This window comes from Faecalibacterium sp. OF03-6AC, assembly GCF_003478175.1.
Taxonomy (GTDB): domain Bacteria; phylum Bacillota; class Clostridia; order Oscillospirales; family Ruminococcaceae; genus Faecalibacterium; species Faecalibacterium taiwanense.
In genome coordinates this window covers 62678-78904 of the sequence record NZ_QUEN01000012.1, presented here as the reverse complement: position 1 = coordinate 78904, position 16227 = coordinate 62678, and the positions used below count along the sequence as shown (strand labels likewise).

At 58.2% G+C, this 16227-nt stretch carries 15 protein-coding genes and 2 tRNA genes; 5 read left to right on the top strand and 12 right to left on the bottom strand.

Going from position 1 to position 16227, the window contains the following annotated elements:
* Positions 1 to 26: 26 nt before the first annotated feature.
* Entirely contained in the window at positions 27 to 1151 is a 1125-nt protein-coding gene (locus DXA66_RS12415; RefSeq protein ID WP_118529208.1) for a DUF362 domain-containing protein, read from the bottom strand.
* A 588-nt stretch (positions 1152 to 1739) separates the two neighbouring features.
* Positions 1740 to 2600: an undecaprenyl-diphosphate phosphatase gene (locus tag DXA66_RS12410; protein WP_256372191.1), complete on the bottom strand. Its 861-nt coding sequence runs from the start codon at positions 2598 to 2600 to the stop codon at positions 1740 to 1742.
* Between the two features lie 223 nt (positions 2601 to 2823).
* On the opposite strand from DXA66_RS12410, the gene DXA66_RS12405 reads away from it, so the two are divergent.
* The 5 genes from DXA66_RS12405 to DXA66_RS12385 are packed head-to-tail and all read left to right on the top strand — an operon-like array spanning position 2824 to position 6374.
* On the top strand, positions 2824 to 3237 hold the full coding sequence (locus DXA66_RS12405) for a TrkA family potassium uptake protein (RefSeq protein WP_005937093.1): 414 nt from the start codon (positions 2824 to 2826) through the stop codon (positions 3235 to 3237).
* Positions 3238 to 3253: 16 nt separating this feature from the next.
* Positions 3254 to 3919 (top strand): TrkA family potassium uptake protein, encoded by a 666-nt coding sequence (locus DXA66_RS12400; protein ID WP_118529207.1) that lies wholly within the window; start codon positions 3254 to 3256, stop codon positions 3917 to 3919.
* Positions 3916 to 4347: a hypothetical protein gene (locus DXA66_RS12395; protein ID WP_005937098.1), complete on the top strand. Its 432-nt coding sequence runs from the start codon at positions 3916 to 3918 to the stop codon at positions 4345 to 4347. The genes DXA66_RS12400 and DXA66_RS12395 overlap by 4 nt, the downstream gene beginning before the upstream one ends.
* Positions 4344 to 5696, top strand: a complete 1353-nt coding sequence (locus tag DXA66_RS12390) for a PH domain-containing protein (protein ID WP_118529206.1) — start codon at positions 4344 to 4346, stop codon at positions 5694 to 5696. The genes DXA66_RS12395 and DXA66_RS12390 overlap by 4 nt, the downstream gene beginning before the upstream one ends.
* Positions 5697 to 5717: 21 nt before the next feature.
* Positions 5718 to 6374, top strand: a complete 657-nt coding sequence (locus tag DXA66_RS12385; RefSeq protein WP_118529205.1) for an HAD family hydrolase — start codon at positions 5718 to 5720, stop codon at positions 6372 to 6374.
* Between the two features lie 63 nt (positions 6375 to 6437).
* On the opposite strand, the gene DXA66_RS12380 is transcribed toward DXA66_RS12385, so the two are convergent.
* The 10 genes from DXA66_RS12380 to DXA66_RS12335 all read right to left on the bottom strand — a co-directional run bounded on the left by DXA66_RS12380 (position 6438) and on the right by DXA66_RS12335 (position 15907).
* Positions 6438 to 7760, bottom strand: a complete 1323-nt coding sequence (locus DXA66_RS12380) for an ABC transporter substrate-binding protein (protein WP_118529204.1) — start codon at positions 7758 to 7760, stop codon at positions 6438 to 6440.
* A 99-nt stretch (positions 7761 to 7859) separates the two neighbouring features.
* Positions 7860 to 8567 (bottom strand): ABC transporter ATP-binding protein, encoded by a 708-nt coding sequence (locus DXA66_RS12375; RefSeq protein ID WP_118529203.1) that lies wholly within the window; start codon positions 8565 to 8567, stop codon positions 7860 to 7862.
* A complete protein-coding gene (locus DXA66_RS12370; RefSeq protein ID WP_118529202.1) occupies positions 8560 to 9309 on the bottom strand; it encodes an ABC transporter ATP-binding protein in 750 nt (249 codons plus the stop codon). The genes DXA66_RS12375 and DXA66_RS12370 overlap by 8 nt, the downstream gene beginning before the upstream one ends.
* 2 nt (positions 9310 to 9311) lie before the next feature.
* Positions 9312 to 10367 carry a branched-chain amino acid ABC transporter permease gene (locus DXA66_RS12365; RefSeq protein ID WP_005937154.1) on the bottom strand — a complete coding sequence of 352 codons (1056 nt, stop codon included), beginning with the start codon at positions 10365 to 10367 and terminating at the stop codon, positions 9312 to 9314.
* 1 nt (position 10368) lies between these two features.
* Positions 10369 to 11232, bottom strand: a complete 864-nt coding sequence (locus DXA66_RS12360; protein WP_005937151.1) for a branched-chain amino acid ABC transporter permease — start codon at positions 11230 to 11232, stop codon at positions 10369 to 10371.
* A 1048-nt stretch (positions 11233 to 12280) separates the two neighbouring features.
* A tRNA-Glu gene (locus DXA66_RS12355) sits at positions 12281 to 12352 on the bottom strand.
* A gap of 92 nt (positions 12353 to 12444) precedes the next feature.
* Positions 12445 to 12521, bottom strand: a tRNA-Met gene (locus DXA66_RS12350).
* Positions 12522 to 12767: 246 nt separating this feature from the next.
* Positions 12768 to 14099, bottom strand: a complete 1332-nt coding sequence (serS, locus tag DXA66_RS12345; protein ID WP_118529201.1) for a serine--tRNA ligase — start codon at positions 14097 to 14099, stop codon at positions 12768 to 12770.
* Positions 14100 to 14185: 86 nt separating this feature from the next.
* Complete coding sequence (locus DXA66_RS12340) at positions 14186 to 15055, bottom strand: ParB/RepB/Spo0J family partition protein (RefSeq protein WP_118529200.1); 870 nt, start codon at positions 15053 to 15055, stop codon at positions 14186 to 14188.
* A gap of 18 nt (positions 15056 to 15073) precedes the next feature.
* Complete coding sequence (locus DXA66_RS12335) at positions 15074 to 15907, bottom strand: ParA family protein (protein ID WP_097774091.1); 834 nt, start codon at positions 15905 to 15907, stop codon at positions 15074 to 15076.
* Positions 15908 to 16227 lie beyond the last annotated feature (320 nt).

The window sequence follows — 16227 nt, the reverse complement described above, 5'->3', positions numbered from 1 at the left end:
TGCAGCATTCCTTCTGTTTCTGATTTTTATACCTTCTTCAGCACATACTGGCGGGTGCCCATGCCGATCTTCTCGGCCTGCTCCAGCGTGGCCTTCCACTCGATATTGGGGTTGGAATCCTTGAAGTGATCGTGGTGGCAGTTCCAGCCGGGCTTTGCAAGGTTCTGGCCCAGCTGGCTGTTCGGCAGCGGCTGTGCATTCAGGCAGGCATCGGCGCAGGCCTGATCCAGCGCCACCGGATCAAAGGATGCAAAGATGCCGATATCCGGCAGGATGGGTGCATCGTTCTCACCGTGGCAGTCGCAGTTGGGGCTGATGTCCTGCACCAGAGAAATGTGGAAGCAGGGACGGCCTGCGCATACGGCAGCCGCATACTCGGCCATTTTGCGGTCCAGCATCTCATTGGCGCTGTCGCACTGGGAATAGATCGCGTCAAAGTTGCAGGCACCGATGCAGCGGCCGCAGCCCTTGCACTTGGTCTGGTCAATGACGGCCTTGTTGTTTGCATCGTAGGTGATGGCATCGGAGCCGCACTCCTTCGCGCAGCGGTGGCAGCCGCGGCACAGGCTCTGCTGCACCTCCGGGTGTCCGGCGGCGTGCTGTATCATCTTGCCTGCACGGGAGCCGCAGCCCATGCCGATGTTCTTGAGGGCACCGCCGAAGCCGGTGGATTCGTGGCCCTTGAAATGGGTCAGGCTGATAAAGATATCTGCGTCCATGATGGCGCGGCCGATCTTTGCCGTCTTGCAGTATTCGCCGTTCGGCACCGGCACCTCTGCTTCATCGGTGCCGCGCAGGCCGTCCGCAATGATGACCTGACAGCCGGTGGTCATGGGCCAGAAACCGTTCAGCTGGGCGCAGGTGAGGTGCTCCAGTGCGTTCTTGCGGCTGCCCGGATACAGGGTGTTGCAGTCGGTCAGGAACGGCAGACCGCCCTGCTCCTTGCACAGGTCGGCCACCACCTTGGCATAGTTGGGGCGCAGGAATGCCAGATTGCCCAACTCACCGAAATGCATCTTGATGGCAACGAACTTGCCATCCATATCAATATCCTTGATGCCGGCAGCAATGCACACGCGGCGCAGCTTGTCCAGCAGGCTGGTGCCCACGGGACAGCGGAAATCTGTATAATAGACCTTGGATGCTTCCATAGCAGGTTCCTCCATTTTGTTTGCGCGGCACGCTGCCGCATACTCTCTTATTTTGTAGTATAGCACATCTTTTTGCAAAGAAAAAGTGCTGTCGTAAAGGGCGGCGGGCACCCCTCTGTGTCCCACGATCAAAATGGCCTCCGCTGATCGCTCTGGCCATATTTAGCGGAACTATCATTTCCTAACTAAAGAAAGCCGGAAATCTGCAGATTTCCGGCTTTCAATTTTCACAGGAAAGAGTTGTAGCGGGCAGCGGCATCTTGCAGCGCCGGCTCCCTGCGGGAGCGTTCGCGCAGCAGAAAATGCACAAGCTTATCCGCACGGCTCGTCGCGCAAGCGACTCAAAATCAGCGGAACACAAAAAATCCTTTAGCGAAGCGGCTTGGATTTTTTGTATGGAGCCCAACAGCTTTGGGGTCACTAGGGGCGAGCAGCCCCTAGTTCGTGCCTCCCGCGCCTCGAAAGTAGCGGGTGCTTTTCTGGTTCTCTTTTGGCACGCAAAAGAGAACATCCCCGGCGGCGATGCATTTTGCAAAAGGCATGAAACCTTAAACACGCGACTACGCTCCCTGCGGGAAGCATTCCAAATCAGAAGATTGCTGTCGCAGCCGCCACTGCCAGCACGATGATGCCCAGCACGATGCGGTAGGCACCAAAGAACTTGAAATCGTGGCGCTTGACGTAATCCATCAGGAAGCGGATGGCGGCAAGGCTCATGCCAAAGGCCACCACACAGCCCACTGCCAGCACAGCCACCTCGGTGCCGGTCATCACGGAACCGCCGACAACGAACTTGACCACCTTGAGCAGAGATGCGCCCGCCATGACCGGGATGGCCAGATAGAAGGTGAACTCTGCCACACAGGCGCGGGACAGGCCCAGCAGCAGGCCGCCCACGATAGTGGCACCAGAGCGGGAGGTTCCCGGAATGATGGCCAGACACTGCCACAGGCCAATGATGATGGCATCGCGGTAGGTGATCTGCTCCAGCCGGCTCACGTGCGGCGCGGCGCGGCGGTTCTCCACAACAAAGAACAGCGCGCCATACAGAATGAGCATCGCGGCAACCGTGATGTAATTGTAGAAGTGAGCTTCCATCCAGTCGTCCAGCGGGCTGATGATGAGCACCGGGATCGTGGCCGCTACCACCTTGAACCACAGGTTCCACACACTGGGCTTGGAAATGACCCTGCCCTGCTTCATGCCAAAGGGCCACAGCTTGCCCCAGAACAGCACCACCACGGCCATGATGGCACCCAGCTGGATGACCACACGGAACATGGACATGAACTCTTCGCTTGCGTTGAATTTGATGATCTGCTCCAGCAGGATCATATGACCGGTGGACGAAATGGGAAGCCACTCGGTAATGCCCTCCACAATGCCCATCAGGATGGCTTTGATGATCTCAAAAAACGTAAGTACCCCTCCTTGTGCACAAAGGCACAGCAGCTTATTTTCTTCCAGTATACCATACTATGTCTCTGCACGCACGCAGAATGCGAAAATTTTTACGCCCGCCGCCACTTTTGCCCTGCAGGCTGTTACTGCGTCGGGAAATGTGTTATACTGATGCAAAGACCCTTTTCCTTCTATTTTATCCGCAAATCAAAACAGAGTTTAAGCACTCTTGGTATTTTTGTTGAACCATTCTACAACGGGGTGAATCCATATGAATATTCTGGTGATCGGCTGCGACCAGGTGGGTGCTTCCCTCATCCGCGATCTGGAACGCATCGGCCATGATATCTCGCTGATCGAAAAGGATCCCGAACAGCTCAAGCGTCTGGATGCCTTTGACGACTACAGCTTTGGCGGCACGGCTCTGGTGGGCGACCCCACCGACCCGGATACCCTGCGGCAGGGCGGCATTGACAGCTGCGATGCCGTGGCCGCTGTGAGCGAGGACGACTCGGTAAACCTGATGGCGGCACAAATCGCAAAAAGCATCTTCCGCCGTGAGAAGGTGATCTGCCGCGTGTCCGACCCGCACCTGCAGGTGCTGTACCACAAGGCTTACGAGATCGACACCATCTGCCCCACGGTGCTCACCGAGCAATCGGTGTTCCGCGCACTGGCAAAGTAAAAAGTGAGGGAAGCATATGAAAGTTTGTATCGCAGGCGGCGGCAAAGTGGGCATGTATCTGGCCCAGAGCCTGCTGGCCCACCGCCACAAAGTGACCATCATTGAACCGCAGGAAATGCTGTGCCGTTCGCTGGCCGATTCGCTGGATATCCCGGTGATCTGCGGCGATGCCATCAGCTTTGACACCATGCGCACGGCCGACGTTGCCAGCTGCGATGCCTTTGTGGCCGTGACCGGTGCGGACGAGAATAACCTTGTGGCCTGCCAGATCGCAAAGCGGGAGTTTGGCGTGAACCGCACTGTGGCCCGGGCCTCCAACCCCAAGAATCGCGAGCTGCTGCACACCTTAGGCGTGGACACCGTAGTGTGCGGCACCGACAACCTGAGCCACATCCTTGAGCGCGAGATCGAGACGGATACCATCCGCCAGCTGCTCTCGCTGGGCGGCGGCACTGCCAGCCTGAACGAAATTTTGCTGCCGGAGAACTTCCAGTTTGCAGGGCAGGCGGTCAAGGACATCCCTATGCCGGGCGACGTCATTCTGGTGTGCATCACCCGCGATGCGGAGTTCATCATCCCCCACGGCAATACCACCTTACTGCCGTGGGACCGCATCCTCTGCCTGACGCAGGATGACACCCTGCACCTGCTGATGGATGCATGGGGCCTTTCCGGCAAATGACCGAACGTGACCTGCTGCGCACGGCGCTGATCATTCCGCCCAAGGGCCGGGCCGTACTGTGCGTCTGGGCCGCTGTTCCCGGCGTGTTCTGCGCGCCTTTTGTGTTCTGGCAGAGCCTGTTTGCCGGGTGTATTTTCTGTGCCCTGTGGGTGTGCCTTGTGTTCGCCGCGTGGGCAAGAGCCTGCAGCTTTACCGCAGTGCTCACCGCCCGGAACACTGCCGTGCGGGCCGGTATCGCCGTTCCCATCACACGGCAGCTTCCCCGCCGGGCCGTGACTGGCGTGTGGACCCTGCGCACGCCGCTTCTGTGGCTGGCCGGGTGCAGCGTGCTGGTGGTGCACGGCCCGGGCGTACAGCTGTTTCTGCCGGGCGTGGATGCCCTGCAGGCGCAGGCCCTTGCCGCTGTGCTGATGGAGGAAACGCCATGACCGAACGCGGCTTCCACCCGTTTGCGGTGCTGCATTTTCTGCGCAAGACCATTCTGCTGTATCTGCTGCCGCTTTTGCAGGTGCTGTTTGCCCGCAACTGGGCGGCGCTGCGCACGGCTCTGGTGCAGGGCGCGGCGCTGCTGACAGTGCTTGCCGCTGTGAGCGCCGCCGTGCTGCACGCAGGCCGCTGGCGGGTGGATGCACAGGGAACCCTGCGGGTGCGCTGGCGGCTGGGCGTGCGGCTGGACCGCTGCCTGAAAGCCAGCCAGCTGGCAGCGCTCACCATCGAGCGGCCCCTGCTCTACCGGCTGGCCGGTGCCAGCCGGGTGGTGCTGTACCCTGCCGGGCAGAAGCGCACCCTGACCCTGCTTTTGAGCGCACAGAACGCGCAGTTTTTAGCTGACCGCATGATGCCGCGCCGGGATACTGTGGCCCACACCCCGCGCGGCGGCGAAAAGCTGGCCTTTGCGGTGCTGGGTGCCAACGGCCTTTCCACCCTTGCTTTGCTGGCGCTGGCCATCAAACAGAGCAGGCCCTATGCGCCGGATGCCCAGACGGCGGCCTTTGCCCACCTGAACCGCATTGCGGCGTGGGCGGCGCGCTGGCTGCCCATGGGCACAGCATGGCTGCTGGTGCTGGGCGGTGTGCTGTTCTGCGCAAGCCTTGTGCGCAGTGCGGCCCATGCGGCCCATTACACCGTGTGGCGCACCGAGAGTCACCTTGGCAGCAGGGGCGGCTTTGTGCGCCAGTACGAGATGCGCCTTGCGCTGGAACATCTGAGCTATGCGGACCTGCGCCGCTCGCCTGCTACATGGGCACTGGGCTACTGCCCGGTGTTCGTTACAGCAGGCAGCTGCCAGCCGGAGATCCCGTTGCTGGTCTGGCAGGAGGACGGCCCTTTTCTACAGGAGCTTCTGCCCGGCTTTGCCCTGCCGCCAAAAGCCCCGGTGGACACCGCAGGCCGCAGCATCCCGGCGTTTTTTCTGCCTGCCGGCATCCCCTGCGGGCTGTGCCTGCTGCTGACAGCGGTATCCCGCTACACCCTGCCTGCCCTCACGGTGCCGCTGTTGGTGGTCACCGCCGTGTTTGCGGCCCTGCTGGTGGGTGCGTACAACGGCTGGCGCAAGGAGGGCATCTGGCTGCAAAACGGCCGTCTGACCCTGCGCTGGCAGCACGGCTTCCATCTGCACGAGATCTGCGTGCTGTGCCCTGCACCGGCCCTGACGGCCATGCAGTCGCCGTGGGCCGCAGCGGTGCACCACACGAACCTCACCCTCACCTTTCCGGGCGGGGTGAAGTGCAGGGTGCGCAGCGTAAAGTGCAGCGAATTGCCATTTTTACTTTTCTGAAACTGTAAGGAGTCTTTTTCTGTGATAAAAACTGTATTATTCGATCTGGACGGCACCCTTCTGAACACCATCGACGACCTTGCCGATGCAGGCAACTGGGTGTGTGAACAGCACGGCTGGCCCACCTTTACGGTGGAACAGTTCAAGCACATGGTGGGCAATGGCATCCCGAAGCTGGTGGAGCGCTTCTCGCCGGAAAATGCCCGCACGCCGGAGCAGCTGGCGGCCACGCTGGCTGAATTCACTGCCCGGTACGACGCCCACAAGGAGGACAAGACGGCCCCCTATCCCGGCATCCCGGAGCTGCTGGACGAGCTGCGGGCACAGGGTGTTCCGTGCGCAGTGTTCTCCAACAAGGCCGACCCGCTCTGCGGCAAGATCATCGCCCACTATTTCGGCACAGGCCGCTTTGCTGCCGTGCGCGGCAGCAGGCCCGGTGTGCCCACCAAGCCGGACCCCGCCGGGCTGTATGCGCTGATGGACGAGATCGGTGCAGACCGCTCTGCCACCCTTTTTGTGGGCGACAGCGATGTGGACATCCTCACCGGACACAATGCCGGGCTGCCCGCCATGGGCGCGCTGTGGGGCTTCCGGGGCCGCGCAGAACTGACCGCTGCCGGTGCGGATGCACTGGCGGCAGTGCCGGAGGATATTTTTACCTATATCAAAAACAACTGAAGATGCAAAAAGGCGAGCCGCCCATTGGGCGGCTCGCCTGCTGTGTTCTTTGGGGTAACTTTATCAGCCCAGAGTGACTTCCTGGATCTTGGAGGAAGCGAACTCGAAGGGCCAGACGGTCTTCCACTCCTGATCCTGCACCTGTGCGATTGCAACAGAAGCGTAGGTGTTGTCACGGTAGTGCTTTACGCCGCCGATCTCGTACTCGGGAGTGAACTCGATCTTGGAGTAGGGCAGAACGATCTTGCGGCCGCCCTCGAATGCACCGTCGATGGACAGCTCTGCCAGAGCGTCGCGGACAGCGGCACCGTCGGTGGAGCCGGCCTTCTCGATGGCGGACTTGAACAGCCACACAACGGTGTAGGACTCAGCAGAGTGGCCGTTCATGTTGACATTGTAGACCTTCTTGAAGTCCTCGTTGATCTCCACGCCGTTGGTCAGGTCGGGGTTGAACTCGACAACAGAAGCCACGCCGTTTGCGGATGCGCCCAGGTTCGGGATGAAGGAAGGATCGGTGAAGCCGTTTGCCTTGGCAACGATCATCTTGGGCTTGTAGTTCTGCTCCTTCAGGGTCTGGACAAACAGGGTAGCGTCGCCGATGTAGGAGTCGCACAGGATGGCATCGGGATCAGCCTGCTTCAGAGCCAGGATCTGAGAGGACAGGTCGGTCGCGTTGGAGCTGTAGTCCACTTCGGCCACAACATCCAGACCGTAGTCCGGTGCAAACAGGTTGACGCAGCGGATCAGCTCCTGACCGATGGCAGCCTTATCGGTGAAGATGGCGACCTTCTTGATCTCGTTGCCGGTCTGCTCCTTGGAGTCCTGCAGATACTTCAGCATATCTTCCACGTAGACGGAGTTCAGCGGGCACAGACGGAAGAAGTAATCGTAGTCCTTGTGATCCTCGTCGGTCAGGCGGTCCAGCGTGGAGATAGCGGTGATCATGGGGATGCCGTACTGCTGGCAGACCTGAGCCACGACCTCGGTAACAACGGACATATGGCAGCCCATAATGACGTTGACGCCTTCCTGAGTGATCAGGCGCTCTGCCTCAGACTTACCGGTGGCTGCGTCGCCTGCATGGTCGCCGCGGACAACTTCCAGCATCTGACCGTTCACGCCGCCTGCCTTGTTGATCTCGTCCACTGCGAAGTCGATGCCGCGCAGGATGTTCTCGCCGATGGCTGCGTTGCCGCCGGACATTGCATAGATGGTACCGATCTTGATGGTGTCACCGCTGGCTGCTGCAGTGCTGCCGGATGCTGCGGTGCTGGTAGATGCTGCAGTGCTGGTGGAAGCGGAAGAGCCGCCGCAGGCGGTCAGAGCAGCTGCGCTGCCCAGAACAGCGGATGCCTTCAGGAAGCTTCTACGAGAGATCTTTTTCATAATTGTCCTCCAATTCTGTTTGTAAAAAACAGCTTGTTAATCCGAGATGCCCCGCCGCACCGTGTGAAGTAGTGCCCGCCGGACATCCAGTTTCCAAAATCAGATGCCGAGGTACGCCTTCTTGACGTGCTCGTTTGCCGAAAGCTCGGCGGCGGTGCCTTCCAGTGCCACGCGGCCGTTCTCAATGACATAGCCGCGGTCAGCCGCTGCAAGGGCTTTGGTGATATCCTGCTCCACCAGCAGCACCGAGATGCCGTCATTCTTCACCATGGTCTTGGCCACTTCCAGAATGTCGTCCACGATGTTGGGGGCAAGGCCCAGACTGGGCTCGTCCAGGATCAGCAGCTTGGGCATACCGATCAGCGCACGGGCCACGGCCACCATCTGCTGCTCGCCGCCGGACAGAGTGCCGGCAGCCTGCTTTGCGCGCTCGCGCAGTTTGGGGAACCAGTTATAGCACTTTTCCAGATTTTCTGCAAAATGCGCCTTGGTCTCCTTATTGAATGCACCCAGTTCCAGATTTTCCAGCACGGTCATCTCGGTAAAGAGCTGACGGCCTTCCGGCACCTGCACGATGCCGCTGTCCAGAATAACGCGGGAGCTTTTGCCGGAGAGGTCCTCCCCGTTGAACTCCACCTTGCCGGAGCTGGCCTTGACCATGCCTGTGATGGTGCGCACCATGGTGGTCTTACCGGCACCGTTGGAGCCAAGGATGGAAACGATCTCGCCATCCTTCACCTCAAAGCCGATGTCCCACAGGATGTTCACAGAGCCGTAACCGGCGTTCAGACCTTCAACTTTAAGCACTTGCGCCCTCCTTTTTGGTGCCCAGGTACACCTCCATGACGTAAGGATCGTTCATGACCTGCTCGGGCGTGCCCTCAGCGATCTTTTCGCCGTGGTGAAGGACGATGACCTTCTCGCACAGGCTCACGACCGCCTTCATGATGTGCTCGATGAGCAGGATAGTGACACCGGACTCGTTGATCTTGCGGATCAGCTGGATGGCCTCTTCGGTCTCAGCCGGGTTCAAGCCTGCCATGTTCTCGTCCAGAAACAGCATTTCGGGCTTGGTGGCCAGAGCGCGGGCCATCTCCAGACGCTTCTGGTCCGGCGTGCCCATGTCCTTGGAGATCACATGACGCTTTTCGTACAGGCCGGTGAAGTGCAGCACCTCCATGGCGCGCTCCTTGGCCTCTTTTTCGCTCTTTGCACCGGCGTGGCCGAAGTAGGCGGCGGCGGTGACGTTATCCAGAACGCTCAGGTTCTTCAGAGGTTTCATGATCTGGAAGGTGCGGGCGATCTTCATGTTGGTGTACTCATACGCCTTTTTGTTGGTGATGTCCTCACCATTGTAGAAGATCTTGCCTTCGGTGGGCGGGTAGTAGCCGCAGATCATGTTGAAGGTGGTGGATTTACCAGCACCGTTGGGGCCGATCATGCCGGTGATGGAGCCTTTCTCCACCGAGAAAGAAACATCATGCACGGCGGTCAGACCCTTGAACCGCTTGGTCAGGCCCTGGACTTCAATAATAGGCTTTTCTGCCATGATTACTTCCCTCCCTTGTCTGCCATCAGCTCATATTCTTCCAGCACGTCCAGAGACGGCTTTTTGAGGATCTTTTCATCGATGAAGGTCTTGACCTTCGAGTTCATGTACCAGCCCAGAATACCGGACGGACGGAAGCGGATGACCACGATCAGCACGATGGCGTACATCAGCATGTTGATGCCGGGCAGGATGGCGGCAAAGTTTGCACGCAGCAGTTCGCTCAGCGGGATCATGATGAGGCCGCCGATCAGCGGGCCTTCGATGTAGGCAGCGCCGCCCACGACTGCCGGCAGCACGATCTCAGTGGACTTGGACTGGATCATAATATCGGGGTCGATGTAGCGGATGTAGCTGACGTAGAAGAAGCCGACCAGACCGGCAATGATAGCCGAAATGACAACGGCAATAACCTTGTACTTGGTGGGGTTGATGCCGATAGCGGCGGCTGCGTCCTCATCCTCGCGGATGGTGCGCAGCGCAAAGCCCAGCTTGGAGCGGCCGATCTTCTTCATGATGAGATAAACGCCCACCATCATGATGAAGCCGATGTAGTAGTACGGCACCTTGCTGGTAAAGCGGAACTGCGCAAAGGAGTCCTTGCCGAAGGGCAGGCCCACACCGGATGCGCGGCCGAAGAACTCCGAGTTGATGATGAACTGACGGATGGACTCGGCAAACGCGATGGACACCAGCGTGAAGTAGGGGCCGCGCAGGATCAGGCTGGGGAAGAAGATGACACCGGCCACAACGCCCACAACGAGCATATCCAGCACAGCGGCCACCCAGGGGTTCATGCCCGTCTTTGTGACCACCAGACAGCACACATAGGCACCCAGACCCATGTAAGCGGCCAGACCCAGCGAGTTCTGGCCGGTGATGCCGCCCAGAATGTTCCATGCCATGGACAGGGTGGACATATAGAAGGTAAGAACGAAAATGTTGATGATGTAGGGTTTATCCACGACCAGCGGGATCGCGGCGAAGATGGCGACGATGATAGCCAGAACGATCGCCAGATTGCGGTGATAGGTTTTAACTGCTTTTCTGGTATCCATCTTATCGCCTCCTCAGAATCATGACCTGACGCACGACCAGAATGATGATGAAGGTGACGAACACGATCATATCACTGTAGGACGGGCTGATGAACAATGCACTCATCTGCTCCAGCAGGCCCAGGAAAATACCGGCGAAGAATGCGCCGGGGATGGAGCCCAGACCGCCCACGACCACGACGATCAGTGCGCGGAAGCCGAAGCTTGCGCCTGCGGTGGGATAGATGGTGTAGAACTGGGTCAGCAGAGAGCCGGCGATACCGGCCAGAGCCACGCCCAGACCATAGGTCAGGATGTAAATTTTCTTGACGTTGATGCCCACGACCTCAGCACCAATGGGGTTCTGGGATACGGCGCGGATCTGCTTGCCGGTGGTGGAATACTTGAGGAAGGCAAACAGTGCAATGGCAACCACGATCAGAATCAGGAAGCTGACCAGACGCGGCAGCGCGATCGTGACCGGACCCAGCGGAATGTAGGTCTGGGAATAAGGGGTAATGATCTTATAATAGGTGGAACCAAAGATGACCAGAGCGCCGTTGGTGAGCAGCAGGCCCAGACCGACGGTGAGGAACAGCAGGTTCGTAAAGCTCTTGGTCTTGAGCGAAGGGGTGATCAGAGTGGACTGGATCAGCGCACCCAGACCGAACATGAGCACTGCAACGATGGGAAGCGCTACATAGGGGTCCACCCCAAAGTAGGTATACAGAACATAGGTAATGTACATGCCCACCATCAACATTTCGCCGTGGCAGAAGTTGACGATGTTCATAACACCGAAAATGATGTTCTGGCCCATACCCATCAGGGAGTAGAAACCGCCCAGCAGGATCCCGTTTACCAGTGCTTGCAAAAAGACTTCCATTGACATCCTCCCGTTCTAAGCATCAGGCGATGGGAACAGATGATGCAAAAACTGCACGCTGCATCCGCCATCGGCCCGTACTCGTGATTGAAAATTGCCCTTGTGGACTCCATTTCCTCCCTTCTGCTCGTACAATTGATATATCATCTGTATTGTAACGTAAGTGCAGCCTGTATACAAGATATTATTTCCGCCAAACTTTGTCATTAATTTATATGGAAAGTGCTAGAATATCCCGGATTTTTTGGTGTGCAAGTCAATTTTCGCGGTAAAAAATAGAGGATTGATGTCTCAATGACATAATTTTGTTACTATTTCAGGTCGAAAATCTGCGAAAAAATGTAGAAAGACCCGGCAGAAGAGCACTTGAACGTGTTCCTCTGCCGGATCTTTTATCCGTGATCTGGTATGTAGTATTCAAGACGAAGGCGCACCGCCGCCCTGTCCCGGGTTGTGGTTCCCAGCGTATCCTTCACGCCTTGGGGCGGCGTTCGCATCCTGCTGACCACGGCCCCAGCTTCGCTTCCCTGTACTCCCCTTTTTGTCGCTATGCGACATCTTCCCCCGACCGGGGGAAGTCTTTGCTCGCTGGCGGCGGTCAGCTCAGCTGCAATTCCCGTGCGGGTCAAATTAAAAACGCCCTTGCGCAATGCAGCGGTAGCAACCACATCAGACATTCCTACAGGACGGGACCTGCAACAACGACGACCGCGGCCAGTGTCCGATGCAGGGAGGAGTTGTTGGGGCAGCGGCCAGCAAGACGCAAGTGCCGCCCAAGGCACGCGCGGATGCTGGGAGCCGCAACCCGGGGCACTAAAAAAGAGCCCACTGGGCTCTTTTTTGCCGCCTGCGGGCGGCCGTGTTCCTTCGATTCCTCGTACGGGTCAAAACGGCAGCAACCACGGTAGACATTCCTGGCCGTTGGGACCCGCGGGCTAACCAAAGCCCCACTGGGGCTTTGGTTGCGGTGCTGCGCACCGCCGCCCTGTTCGATTCCTCGTACGGGTTGCATAAAAAAATCCCTAATCCTAAGATCAGGGATTTTTTATGACCCGTACGGGAATCGAACCCATGTTACAGCCGTGAAAGGGCCGTGTCTTAACCGCTTGACCAACGGGCCTTAGAAATACAGAGCTTCGCTAAAACCTCCGACTTCCATCGTCCACTACTGCAGACGACCGTCCCCCTAACCTTAGCGAAACTCTGTAAAAGTGGTAGCGGTAACTGGATTTGAACCGGTGACACTTCGGGTATGAACCGAATGCTCTAGCCAACTGAGCTATACCGCCACATATTGTTTGTGCACTTGAACAGTGCTCTATTATTATATCCATAGATAGGCCTTTTGTCAACACATATTTTCAAAAAATTTTTCGTTTTTTCAATATCTCGATTTTATCCACGCATCTTCGTTGAAATATTGCATTTCCCGTCATTTTTGCAGGGGTTTTGCGGCAAAAAAGCACCGCTTCCCTCACGGAAAGCGGTGCTTTTTCAACCTTTTTCTGTCCGGATGTGGAAAACCCGGTGCAGTTTTAGTTCTTCTTGTGGGTGGGAACCATGACCTTCAGGCCGCCCATATACGGCTGCAGCACTTCGGGGATGGTCACGGTGCCGTCGGCCTGCAGATGGTTCTCCAGGAAGGCGATCAGCATACGCGGAGGTGCCACGCAGGTGTTGTTCAGGGTGTGGGCCAGATAGGTCTTTCCGTCCTTGCCCTTCACGCGGATGTGCAGGCGGCGTGCCTGTGCATCGCCCAGATTGGAGCAGGAGCAGACCTCGAAGTACTTCTGCTGGCGGGGGCTCCATGCTTCGATATCGCAGCTCTTCACCTTCAGGTCGGCCAGGTCGCCGGAGCAGCAGTTCAGCTGACGCACCGGGATCTCCATGCTGCGGAACAGCTCCACAGAGTTCTTCCACAGCTTCTCGTACCAGTCAGCGCTCTCGTCGGGGCGGCAGACCACGATCATTTCCTGCTTCTCGAACTGATGGATGCGGTAAATGCCGCGCTCCTCGATGCCGTGAGCGCCCTTTTCCTTGCGGAAGCAGGGGCTGTAGGAGGTCAGGGTCAGGGGCAGAGTGGCCTCGTCCAGAGTCTGGTCGATGAAGCGGCCGATCATGGTGTGCTCGCTGGTACCGATCAGGTACAGGTCCTCACCCTCGATCTTATACATCATGGCATCCATTTCCGGGAAGGACATGACACCCTGCACCACGTTGCCGTGCATCATGAAGGGAGGGATCACATAGGTGAAGCCCTTGTTGATCATAAAGTCGCGGGCATAGGCCAGCACAGCCTCGTGCAGGCGGGCAATGTTGCCCAGCAGATAGTAGAAACCGTTGCCGGCCACACGGCCTGCGGCGTCCATATCGATGCCGTCGAAGCTCTCCATGATCTCGGTGTGGTACGGAATGGGGAAATCGGGCACCACAGGCTCACCAAAGCGCTGTGCTTCCACGTTGTAGGTATCATCCGGGCCGATGGGCACGCTGGGATCGATCATCTGCGGAATGGTGTACATGATCTCCTGAATGCGTGCGGACAGGGTCTCTTCTTCCTGCTCCAGCTCAGCCATCTTGTCGGCATCGGCCTTGACGGCGGCATTGTTGGCGTCGATCTGAGCCTGCAGCTCGGCCTTCTGTGCCTCATCGGTGCACTTCTTCAGCTGGCCGAACAGGGGGCCGTTGGCCTTGCTCAGCTTGTTGCGGGCAGCCTTGAGGGCTTCCACTTCCTTCAGGCATGCGCGGTACTTGGCATCCTTCTCGATGACCTCGTCCACCAGCGGGAGCTTTGCATCCTGAAACTTCTTCTTGATGTTTTCCTTGACAGCGTCCGGGTTTTCACGGACAAATTTGATATCAAGCATGATTGACTCTCCTTGCTCTATTTCGGTTCGCACAGAAGATCCCCTCCCCTGTGCCGTTCAAAGACGGTCGCCCGCCTTGGATCGCTTTATTCTTCGTTCTGGTACTGTCCCAGCAGGTTGGCAAAGGCCCGCAGCTGCTCGTCTGAATAGAAATGCACTGTCAGCCTGCCCTTGCCGTCGTGGTAGGCCACGTTCACCTCGCTGCCCAGCACCTGCTTGAGGCTTTCTTCCACCTCCACCGGCAGAGTGCCCCGCGGCTTGGGTTCTCTGGGCTCCTTTGCGGGCTTTGCCAGCTTTTTGCACAGCGCCTCGGCCTGACGCACATTCAACTGGTTGTCCGCAATGATCTGCGCCGCCTGCTCCTGCAACTCCGGTGTGGGCAGGCTCAGGATCACCTTTGCGTGGCCGATATTGATAAAGCCGCTTTTCAGCAGTTCCAGCACGTTTTCCGGCAGGTTCAGCAGGCGCAGGCTGTTGGCCAGTGCGCTGCGGCTCTTGCCCAGCTTCTGTGCCGCCTGCTCCTGCGTCAGGCCGCAGCGGGTCATCAGCTCCCGGATGCCGGTTGCTTCTTCCACCGGGTCCAGATCCTCGCGCTGCAGATTTTCCACCAGAGCCAGCTCCATGGCCTGCTCGTCGCTGACCTCCTTAATGACCACCGGCACATCGTTCAGCCCTGCCATGCGGCAGGCACGCCAGCGGCGCTCACCCGCCACGATGCTGTAGCCGCCGCGCGGGCGCGGACGCACCGCGATGGGCTGCAGCAGACCATGCTCTGCAATGCTTGCCGCCAGCTCGCCCAGCGCCTGTTCGTCAAAGGTCTTGCGCGGCTGTTCCGGGTCCGGTTCGATCTCACGCAGGGGCAAGGTGTCTACCTTTGCACCGGACTCAAAAACCGGGGCGGCATCTTCAAACAGACTGTCCAGCCCGCGGCCAAGTCCTCCTTTTCCTCTTGCCATTCATGTTCCCCCTGAGGTTTAATCTTCCAGAGCATTTTTCGTCTGCTCTGCGACGGGTGCACTTTTGCTGCGGGCCTTTTTGGGCTCGTGCGGGCGGTTGTTCTTGACAAATTCGATTGCCAGATCCATATACGCTTCGCTGCCCTTGCCCTTGGGTTCATAGAAATTGATGGGCTGGCCGTAGCTGGGCGCCTCCGAAATGCGGATGGAGCGCGGGATGGTGGTCTTGTACACCTTGGAGCCGAAATACTTCTGCACCTGCTCCACCACCTGCACGGTCAGATTATACCGCAGTGAGAACATGGTGAACACCACGCCCTCGATATCCAGATACGGATTGTACTTTTTGCGAATGGTCTTTAAGGTGCTGATCAGCTCCGAAAGACCCTCCAGCGCGTAATACTCGCACTGCACCGGAATGAGAACACTGTCGCAGGCACTCAGGCCGTTCAGGGTGAGCAGATCCAGACTGGGCGGACAATCGATAAAGATGAAGTCATAGTCCTTCTGCACCTCGGCCAGCGCCTTGCGCAGGCGGCTCTCACGAGCGGGCAGGTCGATCATTTCCAGACTGGCACCAGCCAGACGGGTGTTGGAGCCGATGACATCGGTGCGGTACTCGGTCTTACGGATGGCCTCGGATGCTCGTGCTTCACCGATCAGGATCTCGTAGGTTCCCTTTTCCACGCTGCGCTTCGGGATGCCGTAGCCGGTGGTGGTATTGCCCTGCGGATCAAGGTCTACGATGAGCACCCGCTTGCCCAGCGCCGCAACGCAGGACGACAGGTTGACGGCGGTGGTGGTTTTGCCAACGCCGCCCTTCTGGTTCGCAATTGCTACAATTTTTGCCACGCACAATTCTTCCTTCCGGGAAAATTTAATTGTTCCATGTGGAACATTCGCAGTCATGCCCGCCGGTTTCCCGTCCATACAGGCACCTTAACACCTAGTATAGCACATCCAAATCGGTTTTTGAACCATCTGAAGCGTTTTTCCGCTGGATTTTTAACTTTTAGAGGTGGGAAAACGGAAAAGCGGACACTTTGGGGAGAAAACTCCCCCGTCTGCTGCGCAGACAGCCCCCTCTGGGATGGGGCCCTTGGCATCGCGGGAAAGCTGCCGGATAAATTGCAAAGTTTCCGGCACGCCAGAGGCTCCCTCTCCGAGGGAGC

Coding starts and splice junctions, on each gene's coding strand:
- DXA66_RS12415 (WP_118529208.1), bottom strand. CDS start 1,151: ATGGAAGCATCCAAGGTCTATTATACAGATTTCCGCTGTCCCGTGGGC.
- DXA66_RS12405 (WP_005937093.1), top strand. CDS start 2,824: ATGAATATTCTGGTGATCGGCTGCGACCAGGTGGGTGCTTCCCTCATC.
- DXA66_RS12400 (WP_118529207.1), top strand. CDS start 3,254: ATGAAAGTTTGTATCGCAGGCGGCGGCAAAGTGGGCATGTATCTGGCC.
- DXA66_RS12395 (WP_005937098.1), top strand. CDS start 3,916: ATGACCGAACGTGACCTGCTGCGCACGGCGCTGATCATTCCGCCCAAG.
- DXA66_RS12390 (WP_118529206.1), top strand. CDS start 4,344: ATGACCGAACGCGGCTTCCACCCGTTTGCGGTGCTGCATTTTCTGCGC.
- DXA66_RS12380 (WP_118529204.1), bottom strand. CDS start 7,760: ATGAAAAAGATCTCTCGTAGAAGCTTCCTGAAGGCATCCGCTGTTCTG.
- DXA66_RS12370 (WP_118529202.1), bottom strand. CDS start 9,309: ATGGCAGAAAAGCCTATTATTGAAGTCCAGGGCCTGACCAAGCGGTTC.
- DXA66_RS12365 (WP_005937154.1), bottom strand. CDS start 10,367: ATGGATACCAGAAAAGCAGTTAAAACCTATCACCGCAATCTGGCGATC.
- DXA66_RS12360 (WP_005937151.1), bottom strand. CDS start 11,232: ATGGAAGTCTTTTTGCAAGCACTGGTAAACGGGATCCTGCTGGGCGGT.
- serS (WP_118529201.1), bottom strand. CDS start 14,099: ATGCTTGATATCAAATTTGTCCGTGAAAACCCGGACGCTGTCAAGGAA.
- DXA66_RS12340 (WP_118529200.1), bottom strand. CDS start 15,055: ATGGCAAGAGGAAAAGGAGGACTTGGCCGCGGGCTGGACAGTCTGTTT.